Annotated in this window: 9 protein-coding genes; 3 read left to right on the plus strand and 6 right to left on the minus strand. The window is 70.1% G+C overall.

Going from position 1 to position 19353, the window contains the following annotated elements; all coding sequences use genetic code 11:
* Positions 1 to 290 precede the first annotated feature (290 nt).
* The 3 genes from OU995_RS18530 (at position 291) to OU995_RS18540 (ending at position 4911) form a co-directional block, all read left to right on the plus strand.
* Positions 291 to 1064, plus strand: coding sequence for a hypothetical protein (locus OU995_RS18530; protein WP_267831493.1), 774 nt, complete (start codon positions 291 to 293; stop codon positions 1062 to 1064).
* A gap of 139 nt (positions 1065 to 1203) precedes the next feature.
* Entirely contained in the window at positions 1204 to 1659 is a 456-nt protein-coding gene (locus OU995_RS18535) for a hypothetical protein (protein ID WP_267831495.1), read from the plus strand.
* A gap of 27 nt (positions 1660 to 1686) precedes the next feature.
* Entirely contained in the window at positions 1687 to 4911 is a 3225-nt protein-coding gene (locus tag OU995_RS18540; RefSeq protein WP_267831496.1) for a hypothetical protein, read from the plus strand.
* 75 nt (positions 4912 to 4986) lie between these two features.
* Here the strand turns inward: OU995_RS18540 and gtfA are convergent, their stop codons facing one another.
* The 6 genes from gtfA to OU995_RS18570 all read right to left on the minus strand — a co-directional run bounded on the left by gtfA (position 4987) and on the right by OU995_RS18570 (position 18637).
* Positions 4987 to 6477, minus strand: coding sequence for a sucrose phosphorylase (gene gtfA, locus OU995_RS18545; RefSeq protein WP_267831497.1), 1491 nt, complete (start codon positions 6475 to 6477; stop codon positions 4987 to 4989).
* A gap of 28 nt (positions 6478 to 6505) precedes the next feature.
* A complete protein-coding gene (locus OU995_RS18550; RefSeq protein ID WP_267831499.1) occupies positions 6506 to 7843 on the minus strand; it encodes an MFS transporter in 1338 nt (445 codons plus the stop codon).
* Positions 7843 to 8796 carry a PfkB family carbohydrate kinase gene (locus OU995_RS18555; protein ID WP_267831501.1) on the minus strand — a complete coding sequence of 318 codons (954 nt, stop codon included), beginning with the start codon at positions 8794 to 8796 and terminating at the stop codon, positions 7843 to 7845. The genes OU995_RS18550 and OU995_RS18555 overlap by 1 nt, the downstream gene beginning before the upstream one ends.
* Positions 8797 to 8817: 21 nt before the next feature.
* Entirely contained in the window at positions 8818 to 11184 is a 2367-nt protein-coding gene (locus tag OU995_RS18560) for a TonB-dependent receptor (RefSeq protein ID WP_267831502.1), read from the minus strand.
* A 293-nt stretch (positions 11185 to 11477) separates the two neighbouring features.
* The gene (locus OU995_RS18565; RefSeq protein ID WP_267831504.1) at positions 11478 to 12518 is read right to left on the minus strand and encodes a LacI family DNA-binding transcriptional regulator; all 1041 of its coding nucleotides are present in this window, start codon (positions 12516 to 12518) and stop codon (positions 11478 to 11480) included.
* 179 nt (positions 12519 to 12697) lie between these two features.
* On the minus strand, positions 12698 to 18637 hold the full coding sequence (locus OU995_RS18570; protein WP_420714743.1) for an AvrE-family type 3 secretion system effector: 5940 nt from the start codon (positions 18635 to 18637) through the stop codon (positions 12698 to 12700).
* Between the last annotated feature and the right edge of the window lie 716 nt (positions 18638 to 19353).

Consider the following 19353-nt stretch of genomic DNA (forward strand, 5'->3'; position numbering starts at 1 on the left):
CGTGCCGCCCACCCGACCCACAAGCTGCGATCACCATCCAGGAGGGACGAATGGACACGCCAGTCACGACCATCGGGAGCCGCTCAGGCCTCGGCGAGCCCCCGCAACAGGAGGGCCCGCCCCCCGGCCGGCCAGTATCCTCCAAACCACGCGGCTCGCACGATCTGCAGCACGCGGGTCCGAACCGCCGGCCAACGCTGCCGCCGTCCTCGGGGCCATCCTCGGCACAGGCCCCGCAACAGGCCCCGGATGGGCCGCGGCGCTCCTTCAACCTGCCGGTGGATCTCTCCGTGCACGGTGAACGCAAGGCCCACCTCGGCGCAGGCGTCCGTGCCGGTACGCAGGGCCGAGGGGGGCATGCCAGTGCCGGCATCTCCGCGGACCTGGCGGCCCAGGTGCGCGGCCAGGCGGGTGCCGGGCGGCCCACCCTGGAAGACCTGACGGCGCCGTTGCTGGCGATCAATGGCGAGGCCCAGGCCGGCGCCAGCTTTGATCAATACGCCCGCGCGGGCCTGCCGCCCCTGCGCCTGGCCAACGAGACCCTCGTGGATGAACCCGTGGGCGTCGGGCAGAAGTCACACGGTTTTGTGGGCGCGCGGGCCGAAGCCAAGGGGTCGGTCGGGCCGACCCATGCGCAGGGCCACGTCGAAACCTTCGCGGGCGCCAAGACCGGCGGCCAGGCCGAGCTGACGCTGGGAGACCAGCGCTTCAAGGTCAATGGCGACCTGCGCGCCGGCATCGGCCTGGACGCCTCCGCCTCCGCGGGCCTCAAACGCACGCCGGAGGGGCGCACGCGGCTGCAACTGGAAGGCCGGCTGGGCGGAGCGCTGGGCGTGGGCGGGGCCATTGGCGGCGGTGTCGACCTGGACGTGACGCCGGTGGCGGATGCCGTCGACGCCCTGCCCCGTCCCGCCCGCAACGGCCTCAAGTCCCTCGTGCATACCGGCGGGCGCATCGTGAAATCGGCGGCTGACCTGGGCAAGGCGGCGGTCAAGGCCGTGGGCAAGGTGGCCAAGGAAGTGGTCACCGCACCGGTGCGCTTCATCAAGTCGCTGTTTTCCTGAGCGGGCCTTGTGCCCTGTTCAGACGCCGATTTCGCCTGTTCTTTTCGTTTGCCCATACGTGTTTTTGCATCCACCACCGGCTCCAGTCCTCACCACGATAGCTTGTGAACCTTGAACAACCAGCGAAGGAGTGCCCCACATGCTGCCCCGCCTCATCACCCGTCTTTTCGGCGCCCGACCCGCGCCTGGCCTACGCGCGGCGCGTTCCGGCGAGCGCGCGAAGAACGACTCCCGCTTCACGCCACGCGAGTCGCGCTTCACGATGTACGACACCCGCTTCGCCGTCAGTGAGTCGCGTCTGGACGCCGTCCTGGGCCCGGGTCGCACCTCGTTCGACTCGGGTTTCGCCGAGTCGCACTTTGGCCGCCTGGACCCGCACGCGCTCAACGGGCCGGTGCCGCCTCTGGACATACGGGGCCTGCTGTCCATCGAGGACCGTGCCGACACCGCATCGCCGCACCGCCTGCACGCATGGATCCGCGAGATCAGCGACCAGATCCCGCATATGGAACTCGCCGACCGGGGTTATGCCGCCGATCTGGTGCTCAAGCTGCGCCACCTGCTGGACCATCACGCCGCCTTCGGCCGCGTCTGAGCCCTATCCGCGCCGCGCCGAGGCCGCATGCCTGATCCCATCTCGAAGTTCGCCGACTACTTCAACGTCGCCCGGCTGAACGCCGACCATCCGCTTGCGCAGACGCAGCAGACACCGTCGCTGCCCAGTTCCGCGATTGCGCCGTCGCTGCCGCCGCTGGGTGATCGGCGTTCCGGTGGAGTCAGCCTGCCGCCGCGGGCCGACATCGGCATCGACCGCCTGCTGGCGGAACGGGCATCGGCCACGGCGGGCGCACCCGACGCCGCGGGCACCCCCCCCGCTGCGGACACGGTGGGGGCCCTCTGCGCCCCGGGTGCCCAGCGGGCCGACACGGTACCCCCGCTGATGCTGCGCGCGATGACACGCGCAAGGCTCCGCCTGAGCGACGTCGTCCGGGAGGTGTTTCCCGCCCGGATGCAGTCCACCGACCGGCTCACCGAGACCCTGGCCGGGCTCGACCTCTCCCATGCGGCGCTGGTGCCCGGCCTGCCATCCGCCCCCATCGTGCTGCTGACGCTGGCGCTGGCCCGTGGCAGCCAGGGCCACGCGGCCGATGCCTTGCGTGGCCTGCGGGTGCTGCGGAGGCTGGACGTGGTGCCGGACATCGGGGATGCCTGGCGGCGGCGGGCGGCGCGTCTGGATCCCGCCGCCCCCGGTCCATCGCGGCCGCCGGCGATTGAAACCATCCCGGATCGGGGCGTCACCACAGCCTGGCAGACCCTTGCCGCGCTGGCCACCACGCCGGACGGGCTGGCCCTCAGCCAGGCGCTGCTCAAGCGGCCGGTGGACGACTCGCAGCGGATCGACGTGTCGCTGCTGCTGAAGGCCGCCACCGTGGCGGCCCGTGAAGCCGGCATCGAGCTGGACCCGGAGGCCCTGTTGCAACGCCCGTCCACCGGCCAGACCCTGGCCGGCGCGGCCCTGCTGTGCGCCGCCGCCCGCCTGGCGGGAGACCTGGACTCGGCCGCGCCCCACACCTGGGCCCTGGCGGCTGTGCGCAACGACCTGATGAGCGACGGCCCGGGCTCGGACTTCGCACGGATCAACCAGCGTCTCATGAAGACCGGGCTCTGGGTGGAACGCGCCACCTCGGAGAACGAGGCGCTGGTCCGCCATCCGCTGCGGGAGAAATCCCCGTTCAGGGCGCTGCGGCACGGGGTGCAGCGCGTCGATCGGGGCCCCGCCATCGGGCGCCACAAGGTGGAGCGGGACAAGGCCGTCAACGAGGCGGCCATCGCGCTGCGCGACCACCTGGTGTCCGCGGCCGCCATGCCCGTAGCGCCAGCGACACGCGCTCCCGGTGCCACGGGTGCCACGACGGAAATAGCTCGCCCGATGGATCCTGCCAATGTCAGACAAATGGATATCCCGACGACGCTGCTGCGCGCCGCGGTCCTGGATCACTGCCTGGTGCTCGGTGGGCCGCAAGAGTTGGAGCGCACCGGCTTCGACGGCGCAGCGCTGACCGACATCGCGGCCCGCCTGGACGGACTGCTGCCCCACACGCACCAGCCGGACGAAGATCGCGACCCGCGAGTCGCCGCCTTGCTGACGCGGCCGGACATCCAGGCGCTGGCTCAGCTCAGGCTCGACGCCGACACCTTGTCCAAATGGATTGACGACGCTGAACGCGCCCAGGCCGCTCCGGCCCAGGCGCGGGATCCAGGTGCAGCGCCCCTCGCCGTAGCGCGCACCGCCCTGCAGCACGCCCGCGACGAAGCACTCGGCCGCGACACCCGTGTCCCCGACATCAACCGGGAGACCGTGCGCGAGGCGCTCAAGGACATCATCAGGAACATCGAAGGTTCTTCGCGCCTGCGGCTGTCCGCGGGCGGCATCAGCGGCGTGGGCCTGCGCCAGGTCACCGCCACCATCAGCGCGCTGGCCAGCGCCCTTTTCCTGCGCGGCCGCGTGGACGCCCGGCTGCAGCAAGGCCGCCAGGCCATCTTCGAGATCGCCATGCCGCCCTACGACATGGAGATCGTGCTGGGCTCGCAGCGCCAGTCGGCGCGCAACCTGGGGCTGGGCGCCTTCATCGGGCCGGACCTCGGCGCCGGCAAGATCGGCCTGAACGTGGACGCCACGCTCTGGGCCAGTGAACGGAACCAGCTCAGCGGCATCTCGCTGCGCCTGCCCCGCGTGGGCCGGCCGGTGCCCGAGCTGCGAGAGGAATTCGCCCGCCTGGTCGACCATCTGCTGGATGGCAGCACCGGCGGCCTGGAGGCCGGCAGGCCTGCCGTGCAGCCGTTGCTGCGGCAACTGCTGCAGGCCTTCCCCGACCTCACCGTCAACCAGATCGCCGATGGCGGCGATGGCCGGCGCCGCCATGGCCTGGGCATCGACCTGGCCGGCTCCATCGGCGCGGGATGGTTCAAGGCCACGGGCAGCCTGGGCGCTTATGCCGAGGGCCAGCGGGACGTCAGCCGCCACTACACCGATGCCACCGGGCGCATGCGGGTCTCCCGGACCATCGACGGCCAGACCAACCGCGCGGGCGCCGCGCTGCGGGGTGCGCTCGGTGTGAGCCAGACGGTCGCCAGCAGCACTGGCGACGCGGGCAAGACGGACCTCACCCTGGGTGCCCTGCCGGGCGCGCTGGGCGCCGAACGCATCCTGAACGGCGCGTTCGACCGCCGTGAGGAGGTGTATGAAGACGGTCGGCTTCACCCGCTGTCCTTCGTCGAGCGCGAGTTCCAGGACGTGGACGAGTTCCTCGCCCACCTCCAGCGCGAACTGCCCGACTGGATGGCCGCCGGCGCGCCTCCGGAACGCCTGCAGTTGCTGCTGGACCAGATCAAGACCCATGTCCAGCCAACGCACACTTTCGCGGCGCGCTGGATCGTGACGCCCGAGATGAAGGCCCGTGACGACGCCTACCGCTCCGCCATCACCCTCTTGGAGCCGCTCCCCAACAGCACCGAGGCGGTGGCGGCGCTGCGCGCCGCGGTCGAGTCGCAATGGCAGGACCGGCAGTCGTTGCAGCCCTATTCGATCCGCGCCTATGACCGGCATTCCCGTCAGCAGACCCGCGGGGTGGACCTCGTGGCCCAGCTCGCGGCGGTGGATAGCGCCGAGGCGTCGCACATCGACAACCGGCTGGATGTGAAGCCGCGCAGTGATTTCACGGCGCCGGCCACGGCGTCGGGTGACGCCCCCGAGGACACCAACCCCGCCTTCCTCCGCTCGCCTGAAAGTCCCTTTCAGTCGATGTGGTCGCCGCCGTCCCGGGCCACGCTCCCGCTCTTGCCGTGATGGCCACTCGATCCATTCCCGGGCGTCCGGTGCGGATCGCCTGCGGGTGGACAAGGACGCCTGCGCGTCCGCCCCTCAGGCAAACCGCATCACCGCTTCCGACTCACCCTCCCGGGTGTAACGCAGCTCATGCAGGTCGGGGGCGCCGAAGTCGACGAACAGCTCCGCCCGATGCGCCCCCAGCGTCCAGAACAGCCGCAGGCAGCGCCCATCGCTCTCGCCGACATGGAACTCGCCGGAGAAGGCAGGATGCGTGTTGCGCAGGCGGATCAGGTCCAGCAACTGCCGTACCACGCCATCCTGCAGGCGAGCCTCGATCTCCTCCCGGCTGTAGCGGTGCCGGTTGATGTCCCGCCCGACCCCGGTCTGCCTGAGCAGCGCCATGTCGTTGCGGCCCGCCAGCAGGCCCACGTAATACACCTGCGGAATTCCGGGCATGAAGAACTGCACCGCCCGCGCCAGCAGGTAGTTGCGTTCGTGGCCGCCCAAGGCGTCGAAGAAGGTGCAGTTGACCTGGTACAGATCGAGGTTGGAGGCGGCCGCCCCCGTGGCTTGGCGGCTCTCGCCCTGGCTGTTGTTGTGCACCCATTCCACCAGCGCATCCAGCTCCTGCGGGGGCACCAGGCCGGGGGACCCGGTGCGGTCCGCCGCATCGGCGCCGATGTCGATGATGCCGATGCCGTCATGCGTGTCCAGCACCGTCAGCGCATTGGCCGGACGAATCTCCGCCCAGTGCTTGAGCGGCTCCGCCGTGCGGAAGGCGAAGGCGTGCAGCACCAGCGGCGGCAGCGCGAAGTCGTAGACCCAGTCCACCTGCCGCGCGATCTCGATCTGGCGGCGGTAGTAGCTGTGGATCTCCACCAGCACCTCGATGCCCCGCTGGCGCGCCCGGGCGCTGAAGCCGGCGATGAAATCAAAGGTCTCCGGCATCATGAAGCAGGACTGCCCCGCGCGCTTGATGGCGTAGCCGGCCGCGTCCAGCCGGATGCTGCGGATGCCGGCCTCGGCAAACCGCTGCAGGATCGTATCCAGGTAGGCCTCACCCAGGGGATGCTCCACGTTGATGTCGATCTGCTGCGGCGTGAAGGTGGTCCAGAACACCCGCTTGCTGCCATCCGCCAGCGGCAGCACCGTCAGCGGCAGCCCGGGCCGGGGGCGATACACCTGCGTGAGCAACGCCTCGTTGGCACCGGCCGGAAATACCGCGTCCAGCGTCAGGAACAGGCCCGCATGGGCGGAGTCTTCACCCCGCGCCAGGTAGTCCAGGAACTGCGGCGACTGCGAGGACATGTGGTTGACGATGACATCCGCCATGACCTCGATGCGGCTGCCCAGGTCCGCCAGGTCGGACCAGTCACCCAGGCGTGGGTCGACCTGGGTGTGGTCGATCGGGTCGAAGCCGGCGTCCGCTCCGTCGATCGGATAGAAGAACGGCAGCAGGTGGACGCCGCCGAATGCATCGCGCAGCGGATGGCCGTCCCCCGCCGTGAGCAGGTCGCGCAGGGCCTGGAGACCGCCGCCACCCAGGCGGTCGACATAGGTGATGAGTTGGACTTGGTTCTTCATGAGAGATCGGTGGATCTGATGGATGACTCTATTCGGAGGCACGGACAATGGACGGGGAACCCGCGGGGGCCCGCCCCGGCACCCGCAGGGTGGCGATGGCGGCCAGCAGCATCAGCACCCCGGCCAGGCGCAGCACGTTGCCGGGGTCGCCATGCAGGAAGCGGTCGTAGATCAATGGCAGCGTGAGCATCTGGATGAGCATCGGCAGCACGATGAACATGTTGAAAATGCCCATGTACACGCCGGCGCGCTCCGGCGGAATGCAGCCCGCCAGCATCACGTAGGGGTTGCCCATGATGCTGGCCCAGGCCACGCCGATGCCCAGCATGGGCAGGAAGAGCCAGGCGCGGTCCCGCACCATCGGGATGCACCACATGGCCACCCCCGCGGCCACCAGGCTGACGGCGTGCACCCGCCGCGCGCCCAGCCGCCGGGTGACCGGCAGCATGGCCAGCGCGGCGATGAAGGCCACGAAGTTGTAGAAGCCGCCGATCTGTCCGTTCAGCAGCCCGGCTTCACGGAAGCCGGCCGAGGTGGCGTCGGCGGTGCCAAACAGGGAGCGGGACAGGCAGGGCACGATGTAGATCCAGTAGCACATCATGGCGTACCACTGGAAGAGCTTCATCCACCACAGGCGCCGCATCGTCTCCGGCATCTCCCGCACGGCGGCGACGATCTCGCCGACGATGGCGCCCACCGAGCGGGACTGGCCCCGCAGCTTCTCCATCTCGCGCGGCGGCAGCGGCAGCTCCGGCACCCGCCGCACCGACCACCACACCGTACTGATGGACAGCACCGCCCCCAGGTAGAACGCCATCGAGGTGGTCTGCGGGATGTGGTTGCCGGCCACGGCATCGCGGCTCATGCCCAGCGCCACCAGCAGCGAGGGCGTGAGATACGCCAAGGTCTGCGCCAGCCCGGTGAAGGCGCTCTGGATCAGAAAGCCCGAGACATGCTGGGATTCGTCCAGCCGGTCGCTGACATAGGCCCGGTAAGGCTCCATGGTCACGTTGTTGGCCGCGTCCAGGATCCACAGCAGGCCGGCGGCGAACCACAGCGCCGGGCTCATCGGCATCAGCAGCAGCCCCAGGCTGCACAGCACGGCGCCGATGAGGAAGTACGGCGTGCGCCGGCCCCAGCGGGTCACCGTGCGGTCGCTGATGGCGCCCACCAGCGGCTGCACCAGCAGGCCGGTGACCGGCCCGGCCAGCCACAGCAGCGGCAGCGTGGCTTCATCGGCCCCCAGGTACTTGTAGATGGGGCTCATGTTGCTCTGTTGCAGACCGAAGCTGAACTGGATGCCGAGGAAGCCGACATTCATGTTCACGATCTGCCCCAGGGTCAGGCGGGGCTTGTGGCCGGTCATCACTGCTCCAGGAACGCCCGCCACGGGGCGTAGAAACTCAGGTTGGCGGGCGCCGGGCCGCGCTCGCCGCACATGGCGCCGGCCATGCCGTTGGCCAGCTCCAGCGCCTGCGCCCAGGACCGGCCCCGCAGCAGCGAGGCCACCAGCATGGCGCTGAACGCGTCCCCGGCGCCGACGGTGTCCACGCGCCGGAGCAGCGGCTGCGCCGGGCCGCTGACGGGCAGCGAATCGCCATTGAAGCCCACATATCCCTGCTCGCCCAGCGTCACCACGAGCCGGCGCAGGCCGAATCGACGCATCAGCGCATGGGCACAGCGCGTGGTCTCCGGGGAGGCAGACCTGGACGGCGCCGGCAGCTCGAACCAATCAGCCAGGCGCTGCAGCTCCTCGTCGTTGACCTTCACCCAGTCCGCCGCGGCCAGGCAGGCCTCGGCGAGCTCCCGCCTGTCGCTGCCGGCGCGCAGGTTGAGGTCGAGATACCGCACGCCACCGGTCGCCGAGAACGCGGCCAGCACCCGCTCGAGCGTGGCCCGGGATTCAGGGTGGCGCCGCGCCAGTGAGCCGGCATACACCAGCCCGGGGTTCCGCTCGCCCAGCCACTCCAGGATGGGTGGGGCCTCCAGGTGGTCCCACGCGACGTTGCGGTGGATCTGGAAACGATGTCCCCCATGGCCGGACTCGTGCACCGACACCCGGCCGGACGCATGCACCGTGTCCGCCTGGACGCCGGCAAGGCTCAGGCCGAAGCGGCGCATGCTCGCCAGCAGCATCTCACCGGCGGCGTCGTCCGGATTCAGCCGGGTCGCAAAGTGCGTCTCCAGCCCCAGCGCCCGCAGCGAGCGCGCCACATTGAGCGGCGCGCCGCCCGCCACCGGCCCATCGGCGAACTCGTCCACCAGGGCCTCGCCCAGCACCAGCAGCGGGCGGGCCGCCAACGATGTCAAGTCATCCATATCCGTCGCGGGTCCCTGGCCTCAGAAGTCCATCTTCAGCGTGGCGCGCAGCGTGCGGCCGTTCAGCGCGCGCGCGGCATGGCCATCGCTTTCGATCTCGGTGTAGGCCAGCTTGTTGAAGAGGTTGTTGGCCGAGAGGCTCACCATCGTCTTCTCCGTCAGCGCATAGTTGGCGAAGGCATTGACCACGGTGTAGGCCTTCATCGTGATGGTGTTGGCATCGTCGCCGTAGGACTTGCCGGAGCCCACCAGCGCTGCGCCCAGCTCCAGATTGCCGATGGTGTAGGACGGTGCCAGCTGCCACACGATGTCGGCCTGGCGGCGCGGTGTGTTGCCCACCACCGTCGCGTCGTTGGCGCCGCGGATGCGCGCGTGCGTCCAGGTGGCACCGGCGGTCAGGCGCCACGGGCCGCTGCTGTAGGCGCCTTCCAGCTCCAGGCCGCGGGCGCGGTAGCGGTTGGCGGTGAAGGTCTGGGTCGTGAGCTCGTAGTTGCTCTCGTTGGTACGGGCTTCGAAGGCGGTGACAAACAGGCTCAGACCGGACTTGTCGCGCCACTTCACGCCCAGCTCGCCCTGGTCGATCTCGTTGATCGCCACGGGCACCGAGCCGTCCAGCGGATTGCCATACAGCAGGCGGTCCGCCGAGAAGGCCACCCCGTTGCTGAGGCGGCCGAACACGGCCAGGTCGCTGTTCAGCGCGTAGTTCACGCCGCCGGAATAGGAGGTGTGGGAGACCTTGTAGTGCACCGTCTCGTGGGTGCTTGGGTCCCAGCTCTGCGTCTGCGCGTTGCCGGCCAGGGTGAAGCCGTCGGCGCGCTGGCCGTCGCGGCGCACGCTGAGGTCCACGTTCAGGGGGCCGCTTTCCCAGGTCAGCGCCAGGTAGGGCGAGGTCTGGGTGTACTCCACGTCATAGGTGTGGGCGCAGCAGGCGCCCCAGGTGTTCCAGCCGCTGGTCACCGGCTGCTTCGTGGGCTGGCCGTTGGCGTCCACCACCTGCGCGTTGTTGTTGCTGAAGCTCAGGTTGTACTGGTTCCAGAACCAGGTCTGCGCCACCTGCTGCACACCATTGAACAAGCCGGCCACCACCGTGGCGTTGCCACTGGCCAGCTCGAACTTGCGGCTGAGCTTGAGGTCGTTGAAGGTGTTGCCCATGTCGTCCAGCGAACTGTTGAACAGCGTGCCGGTGAAATAGGCGTTCTGGCCGTTGTTGCCGTTGTCCGCGGGGAAGAGCGCCATGAAACGGCCGCTGTTGCTGCTGCGGCGGAAGCGGTCTTCCAGCGTCCAGCCGCCGCCCAGCTTGAGGCTGGTCTCCAGCCCGATGGCAAAGCTCTTGACGTGCAGCCCATCGCGGGTGCTGCTGGTCACGGGGTTGCCGTTCTTGTCCACCGTCGTGTCGGTGGCCAGGCTGGGGGTCAGGAAGAAGGCCTTGCGCGGGTCGATGCCCGCCACGGTGTGGATCTGGCCGTTCACCACCTGCACCGGCACGGGCATCAGCGAGGGCGTGCGGTCGTCCAATGCCTTGAGGTTGAGGCGCACATAACCGGCGTCGAAGGCCTGGGTGATGCTGGCCTTGATCTGGCCGCCCTGCTCCAGCGTGCGGCCGGTGGGGCGACCGCCCTCCCCCACGCGCTGGAAGCCGCCGATGTGGAAACTGGTGCCGTTGCCCAGCGAGCCACCGTACTCGGCGTCCACGCGCCACAGGCGCTGGTCCAGGCCGGCGGAGAGCGCCACGGAACCCGCCTTCTCACCCTTGCCATCCTTGCTGATGAAGTTGATCAGGCCGCCCGGCGAGTTGCTGGCCAGCGTGGAGGCGGAGCCGCCGCGCAGCACTTCCAGCCGGTCGATGCTGGCGTCCGCGCGGACGAACTGGTCCGCCGTGCCAAAGGAGATGTCACCGAACAGCAGCACCGGCAGGCCATCTTCCTGGATCTGCACGTACCGGGAGCCGCCCGCGGAGAGCGGCACACCGCGCACGGTGATGTTGGCGTTGCCCTCGCCCCCGGAGGACTCCGAGCGCAGGCCGGGCACGGCACGCAGCAGCTCGGCGGCGCTGGTGGCACCTGACTTGGCGATCTGCTCGCTGCCCATCGAACTGACGGACAGGCTCTGCTTCATCTTGCTGGTCCGTACCGAGGTGCCGGTCACTACCACCTGGCTCAGGGCCAGCGCGTCCTGCTTGCCGTCCGCCGGGGCCTGATCACCCTCGGCGGGCGCGGCGGCTTCACCGGAGGCCGGTGCGGACGCGGACGCGGACGGCACGGAAGGTGTGGCGGAAGGCGAGGCGGAAAGGGCCGGGGACGGCGCTGCCGTCTGGCTCCAGGCCGACCCGAAGGCGATGGAGAGGGCGATCGCCAGCGGCAGCTGGCGCGTGGGCAAGGAAGCACGCATGTAGGTTGTCTCCGAATGTCTTGTTCCGCGCCGCCATGGTGGGCGTTGTGGCGCGGCCCGTCGCACTGTGGGCGACGTGCAGTCATTCTGGGCGAACCGTCATCACTTTGCAATCGATTGCAAAACCGGGTAATCCCTGAGAAATTGACGATACAACAGGCGTGACATAGCCTTCAAAGCAGCGGATGTGATTGGTGAGATCAGCCTTCTTGGCTTAAGAATGCAATCGGTTGCAACCGCAGCTGAAAAAATTGGAACTCAGGCCTTTCCGGCCGTCCGAGATGCCTGAAGGCTCAGGCTGGGATCGTGCTGTCCCTCACTACCAGATGCACGGGCAGCGTCCGTGGCGCCACCCGCTCGCCGGCCAGCATGCGAAGCAGTGTGGACACCAGCGTCGCGGCGGCTTCGGTGACCGGCTGGTGCACCGTGGTCAGGGCCGGTGTGCCGTAGCTGGCGAGCGCCATGTCGTCATAACCGGTCACGGATACATCGCCCGGCACCGACCGCCCCAGCCCCCGCAACGCTCTCACCACTTCCAGCGCGAGCAGGTCGGAGCAGGCCACCACCGCGTCGACGTCGCGATGCCGCGCCAGGAACGCCTCGATCGCCGCGCGCGCCACGCCGGGTTCAAAAGGCGCCGCCAGTTCCAGCGCCGGGTCCGGTTGCACTCCCGCTTCGCGCAGCGCCTGCCAGTAGCCGTTGCGGCGATGCAGGACCTCCGGCAGCTTGGCGTCGCCCACGAAGGCGATGCGGCGTCGTCCCACCTCGATCAGATGGCCGGTGGCCAGTTGCCCGCCATGGTGGTTGTCGCCCCCCACGGTGCAATACAGCTGCTGCGGCAGTTCCGCGCCCCAGACCACCACGGGCAGGTGGCGCGAGGCCAGCGCGTTGAGCTGGTCATGGTGGCGCCACTGGCCGATCAGCAGCAGCCCGCTGGCCTTGCCCATCTCCACGGCGCGGATGGCCTGGTCCAGATGGTCTGCATCCACGCGCGAGAGCAGCATGTCGAAGCCATGGGCCGTCAGCGCGTCGGCAATGGCGCCGACGATGGTGAGAAAGAAGGGGTCGGAGATGTGCTGGCGCGAGTCGCGGTCGTAAGGCACCACCACGGACACCGTACGGTTCTCCTGCAGCCGGAAGCTCTTGGCGCCCAGGTTGATGGTGTAGTTCAGGGACCTGGCCAGCTCCTCGACACGCCGGCGGGTCTCCGCATTGACCAGCGGGCTGCCATTCAGGCAGCGCGATACCGTGGACACGGAAACCCCCGCCATGCGGGCAATGTCCGCCATCTGCAGCCGCCGCCTGTCGGCAGTCTCCTTGTCGCCCGATTTCATCGCTCCCCGCACTCTCACCGAAAAAACGAGAGCCGAGTGTCGCAGACTTGGCCGCCATGGCTGTCATGACCGCCAGGCATCGACCGCCCGGAACGGGCGGCTCCCACCCTCCCGCACCCTTGGGCGGAGCGGTCGATGCAAGGCTGCGTTTGAAGCGTGGGCCGGACGCCAGTGAAGCATCACCGCAAGGTCACCCCCGGTCCCACAATCTGCCCCACCTCATACTGCAGGCGGTCGATCCGCTGGTCCAGCTGGCCGATGTCGCGATGAACCAGCATCAAGGCCTTCGCGGCCTGGGCCACTGGTCCGGATGTCTCTTCGAGCAAGGCCTTGGCCTCGGCTTGCAGATCGGCCTGCCGCTCGCGCGCCTCGTGGAGGGTCGCCGTCAGCACCTCGCGTTGGGCGCGCACGTCTGCGTGATCGCGCCCACCGGCGGATTCACCCGCCTCCCCGGCCGGCGCCTGCGCCAGCCGCGCCAAGGCTTCGCGGGTGTGTTCCACCACCAGGCGGTTGTCCTCCACCCGCTGCCGCAGATCGCCAATGGCCTCGTTCAATTGCCGGTCGAGTCCCTTCACGGCCCGGCGGGCCAATGACTCGATCGCGTCCCGAGCCCCCGCCAGCACCTCCAGGCTGCGTGCCGCGTGGTTCAACCAGACGGCGGCTTCCGCGCCAGCGGCGGCTTCATCCTTCGTCCTTTTGCCGGACCGCTCATCCACCCGGCCGGGGCCGGGTGCGGGGGCCAAGCGCTCCGGCACCGTCGTGACCGCCTGGCGCGCTTCCCGCAGGCCGTGGTCGATGTGGCCCACCAGCTCGTTGATGCCTCTGCCGAGCTCGCCGGCGAAACCCTCCTGATGCGACATCAACAGATCCAGCCGCACGCCCCGTGGCACCAGGGACTTCAGCGTGTCCATTGACGCCTGTACCGCCGCGTGGCGTTCATTGAGCTGCCGCACCGTCGACGCCGTGCCGGCGGCGCTATCGCCCCGGCGATCATGCAGCGCGAGGATGCGCGCCAGCGGCGGCGCCATGGCGCTGACCGACGCCGGCGCCCAACCCGCCTTCTCCAGGCCAAGACGCGCCCGCGCCTCGGCCAGCTGGTGGCGCTGGGCCTCCAGGCCCGGCCGGTCGCCCACCTCCGACGCCGGTCCGAACCGCTCCCCGGGTTCCGAGGGCGTGGGCAGACCCAGCGGCGCCAGGTCCGCGCGCCGCATCGAGCCATGGGCCTGCGCCATCGCCCGGCGTCCGCCCTCCAGCACCTCCGCGCCCAGCAGCCGGTCATACAGGCCATACCGCAGCTGCAACTCCCCCTGGAACAGCTGATGCGAGGTGCCCGCCGTGCGGCTGTGCGCCAGGCCGCCCAGGCCCACCGAGGCATTCACCGGGTTGTCGTCCGTGTTGTGCGGCACGATCACGGCCAGCCGGTATAGCTGCGGGTTGCCGCGCGCCTGCCCCAGCACATCGGCCCAGGCCATGGGCGGACGTGTCACGGGCTGGCCCTCCATCTGCAGGCGCCGCATCTCCAGGGCGTCATTGATGGCGTAGAGCGCATCGGGGCGCATCTCGAAGACGAAACGGACCTGGTTGACTTCATGGCTGTGGTCCCGCAGGTACCCCAGCAACTGATCCATACCGGGAATGGCACGCCGCGCCTGCGCCACCTCGGCCATCTTGCCACCCAGATGCCAGTGCCCCACCGCATGGGTCACCAGCTCGTCCAGCGAGCCGGTGCCGAACATGTTGAGCTCGATGCGCACGCCCGGGATCAGCACCGCGCGTTCGCGCATGGCGCCCTCCTCCTGCTGGCGCAGGGACTTGAGCTCCCGCAGCGCCGACTCACGTTCAGCCTCGGAGGTCGTGGCCCAGGCTTCTCCGCTGGCCACCGCTTCACGGGTGGCCGCACGGGCGGCTTCGCGCCAGCGGGTTTCGCCGGGTTCGGCGCGGGATTCCAGCCGCCAGGCTTCCTGGCCCTGCAACTGGACGATCAACCGATCGATGGCCTTCACCCGCTCCCCCGGCAGTGCCGGCAGCGGCGGCAGGCCGCCCAGCGCCCGCATGGCGGCGGGCGCGGCCTTCTCCAGCTTCCGCGCCAGACCGTCCCAGTGTTCCGTCGTGATGGCCCGCGCCGCCGCCGCATCCAGCGTTCGCTTGTAGGTGGCGGGCGCCAGGCGCGGCGTCGGCTTGTCGGCACGGTCGGCGGCCTCCCGCTCGCCGTCCAGCCCCTGCAGCAACCGGTTCACGCCGGCCAGGTCAAACAGGTTGCCATTGCCCATCGACACATTCATGCCCGCCACGCGCAGGTTGGACTGGTTGGGCGCCGTCAGCGTGGTCATGCTCTTGAACACCTCGCCGATGGCCCCGGAAATGGCGGAGTTCACATTGATGTTGGTGTCCAGCGAGACACCGACATCAAACCGCCCCTGGTACTCCAGGCCGAAGATGTCCCGCCACGCATGGTCCAGGTGCAGCTCCATCTCCTGCCAGTGCGCGGTGATGAACCCCGCGGCCACCGCGCCAACACCCGCGCTGTAGTCTCCGCGGGCATTGGCGGACCCGGTCGAGGACGAGGCGGCCGCCGGATCGGTGGTGCGCTGGCCACCAAACTTGCCGCCCGGCAGGCTGATGTTGGCGGAGACGGAAATACCGCCGGTGATGTCCAGGTTGGTCTCGTACAGATCCAGCCCGATGCCGCCTTGGTTCACGCCGATGGCGAGCACCGACGTCGAGTCCGGGTGATGCACGTCGAAGAGCAGCCGCGAGAACTCCCCGATGACCTGCGGATCCAGGATCACGGCGGCGCCCTGCCCGTGCTGCATGGCCGCGCCCAGCGTCACCCGGCCGCCCACCCCCATGGAGAACGCGGGGCCGTCGTCGTTGCCCTGCTCCAGGGGCTGGCGGAAGTTGCTCTTGCTGCCCTTCTGCGGATCGATGCCCATGCTGAGCGTGGCCGCCCCGGACGCCTTGTTGTGCCGGACAAAAAACGCCACCAGGCCCGCATCGCCCTCCATCGAATCACCGATGCGCTCCACGCCCAGCGCATGGATGTGCTCGCCGGTCACCCCCAGCGCGAAGCCCAGCACATGCAGGGCCCGTGGCGAGAGCGACAGGGACGCCGTCTTGGCATCCGACTGCGTGGAGAAGAAGGTGCTGCGGTTGTAGAGGTCGTTGAGCAGCGAGGCCATGCGGGCGGCGGCCACATCCGGCGGGGCGGAGGCCGGCAGGTCCATCGCCTTCATCAACTGCTGGCGGCGGGCGGAGTGGGCATTGCCCATCTCGGCGCGGAAAGTCGCCACCACGTCGTCGAAGGACTCCAGTTGCGACCAGGCGGACATGCCCAGCTTGCCCAGCCGCAGCAGGCCGGACTCGGCGCTGCGCGCGCGCTCGGCCACGACGGCCTGCAACTGATCCGGGGTGGACGCCTGCAGCAGTTGCGCATATTCCGTCACCGTGCGGGCCAGGTTGGCGGACCGGATGGCGTGCGGGTCGCGCCGGTCCCGGCGGGCCAGCGTGGCGTCGTCCGGCGCCTGGCGCCCGACGGGCGCCGTGGGGAGGCGCACGCCGGCCGACTGCAGCGTCTGCAGCACCTGGACGATCTCCTTCATCAGCACCCGTTCGCGGTCGCCCAGGCCGGGCTTGCTGTCCAGGCGCGGTCCGGCGGGCAGGTGATCGAACAGGGCCTTGAGACCGGGCAGCAGGTTGTCCCGGGAGATCGCCTGGGTGACGCTGCGATAGGCCTCGGCCGCGCCATAGCTGAAGTTGGCGGCGGAGAAGACGTCCGGCTTGGCGTCCAGGCTGGGGTCCAGCGCCCGAGCCTGGATGCCGATCTTGCGCAGTTGCACCAGCAGGAGCTCCAGCGTGTCCTCCCGCGCCTGGGTGGCCTCCAGCCGGGACACCGCATCCCACCCCGGACCGTCCGGCAGCAGCGACGGCGCCTGCGTGAAGATCTGCATCAGGGCTTGCGGCTCCCGCATCAGCGTCGCCAGCCCGGCATGCGCCCGCTGGGCCTCCAGGAAGTGGCCCTGCAGGCGCTTGAACTGGTCCGCCGACATGGCGGTATAGCCCAGTGCGTTGGCAAAGGCACGCGCCGAGTCCACCACCGCGTCGCTCACGCTGCGGCCCAGCTTGGCCACGTTGTCCACCGTGGTGGCGGCCAGCGTGCCGAGGTTGGAGCCCAATGTCAGCGGGTCGGAAGAGGTGTTGCCCAGCAGTGTGGTGCGTACCCCCGCGTGGGCATTACCCAGGTGCAGGCGGGTGTTCTGCTGCCGGTCGATGCGGGCATTGGTCGCATGGTGCAGGCCACTGGTGGCGTGCTCCGGCACCACCGGCTGCGGATCGATGCGCGCCGGCGCGAGGCTGCCATCGGGCCGTGTCATGGGCGGCAGCACCAGGTGCCAGGTGTCGCCCGCGCGGCCGGCCTCCGGATCCCGCACCCGCACCTCCAGTTGACCGGCACGGGAACTCCGCAGTTCCCGCAGTTGCGCGCCCGGCGGCAGGCCGCCCATGTCCAGCGGTACCGGCAGCCAGTGTTCCCGTGCGTCCAGCCGCTTCAGCGTGGCGGGGCCGCCCGTAGGCTCGTCCAGCACGTGCAGCTGGTCATCCAGGCCGACCGCCAGGCTGATCGGATGCAGGGCCCCGTCAGCGTTGAGGTTGCGCAGCGCTCCAGCACTGCCGCTCCCACTGGAAACCCCGCTGGGGGCCGGCCGGTTGGTGAGGATCGCGTGGCTGTCCAGGTTGTTCTCCACCAGGAAGACCGACCGGTCCCGCGAGATGGCCATCTGCCCGACCAGGGCGTCATGCGTCAGCAACGGCTGCGGAGACACCCGCACCGGCGGCGGTGCCACCACCAGCGGGCCCCCGTGGGGGAGCCGCTGCGCGTCCCTCGCGGGCAGGAAGGGGGTGCGGCCTTCCCAGTGCAGCTCCAGCACCTGCGCCGCTTCGCCGGGCGGCTGCGCCAGGGCGAAGACGGGTTTGCGGTCGATGAAGCCGAAGGGGCTGGTCACCACCCGCAGCAGGTGCTCCAAGGGCTGGCCATCAGCGCGGGCCAGGCTGATCCAGGGATGGTCCGGCGCCTCCCGGTAGAAGGCATGCCCGCCGGCGAGGCCGATCTCCGCATGGCCATCCAGCAAGGTCCGCGCGGAGGCCGGAATCTCCGGCGACACCAGGCCGGCGTTGTTCACCACCAGCAGCGGATGCTCCAGGGCAAAGGTCGGCTGCCAGCCATGGCCATCGGCGGCGCGGGCCAGCGCGAGGCGTTCGCCGGTCTCATTGGTGGCGATCAATTGCACCCGGCCGTCGCCCTCGTGGGCCATGGCGCTCACCGACCAGTCGCTGCCCTCCGGCAGCGGTAAGTCCACGCGCCGGGCCTTCACCGTACCGGCGCCGGCCAGGCTGCCCTCATAAAGCCGGCCACGGTCGTCCAGCACCAGGGCGGTGTGCCGGTCGGTGAGGAGCACGTCCCGCGGCTGCGCCGGGCTCGGGGCCTCCCCGTCGGTCGGGTCGGGGCGCAGCAGCTGGATGGGCCGCGCCGGCCCCTCCCCGGGCGGCAGCAGCGTGCCGTGGGCCAGCACGTGCACACCGCCATCGGCATCCACCCGCACCTGGCCCCGGATGCCCGGACGGCCCACCTGCTCCACGCCTTCGGCGGTCAGTCGCAGCACACGCCCCTCCTTCTCCACATAGACCTGGTCATCGGCCTGGCGGCCCAGCATGCGGACCGTGGCCGACGGCAGCCCCGGCAGCGCCGCGGGGGCCCAGCGGCCGTCCTCACCCAGTTGGTGCACCTGGTTGTTGTGCAGGCGGAGGGTGGCGCCCGGCCCACCCGCATCCGCGCCATGGTGAGCCCCGGGGGTGTACCGGTGCGCCAGAGCCCGGCGAGCAGTCCCAGTGGGGGTTGATGGAGCGGCTGATGCGGCGCGGCAGCGTCGGGCGGCTGCGCCAATGCGTGCGCAGCCGCGTCGGAGGCCGGTGTCAACGCGGCCAGCGCCATGCCGGGCACTCCCACCTGGAAGACCTCGTGGCGGGCGGCGTGGGGCGTCCCCGGCATCGCCGGATAACGGACCAGCCAGCCAGCGCCGCCGTTCAGCGGCACGACCGCCTCCGGATCCGGCCGCCGCTGCAACCATTGCCCCAGCCGCTGCGTCAGCACGCGATTCTGGCGTGGGTCCCCCACCAACTCCCGGGCGATGTCCCTGTGCAGTTGCTCGCCTTCCGGGCGACCGAGCCAGGAGAGGCTCTGGCGGAGGGAGCGTGTGCCGGGGCCGCTAGGGGGCTCATCCGGCAGTTGGTTCCGCGGCTGGTTCGGCGGCGCGGATGCCAGGGCGGGCAAGGCGGGGCCCGGGCGCCGAAGCCGGTCCGCCGGGCGGCCCGCCGCGTCCGGGGAGTTCGTGCCGCCGGCATCGTCCGTGCCGAGGGTCTCGGACCGCGCAAGATCCTGCGCGGTCCGCGGTGTCCGCAGCAGGTCTTCGGGCAGGCTCGTTGTACGGCCGGGACGGTCCCGCCGGACGCGTTCCGGCAGCCGGCCCGGGTCGCTACCGGTGGTGTCAAGCCGGGGCAATGGCTCGCCGGACTGAATGCTGTCAACCATGTGTGTCTCCTCGCTATGAGGTGGTGTATGCGTCGTTGTGGTGAGTGCCGTGAGGGCTCGTTGGGCGTCCTCGGGGCCGTGGCGGGGCCCGCGTCGGCTGGTTCCGTGGGCCTGTGCAGACTAGGAACGCCACGTGCTGGCAAACGCCGCGGCGCGAAGCGGCAGCGGGAGATACGAAACCGCGGTCGCCGATCCGGGCCACCAAGGCCGGCGGCGTGCCAGCGCAGGCGCGGAAGTCACCTGGATCGGCTTCAC

The organism is Roseateles sp. SL47, from assembly GCF_026625885.1.
GTDB lineage: Bacteria > Pseudomonadota > Gammaproteobacteria > Burkholderiales > Burkholderiaceae_C > Roseateles.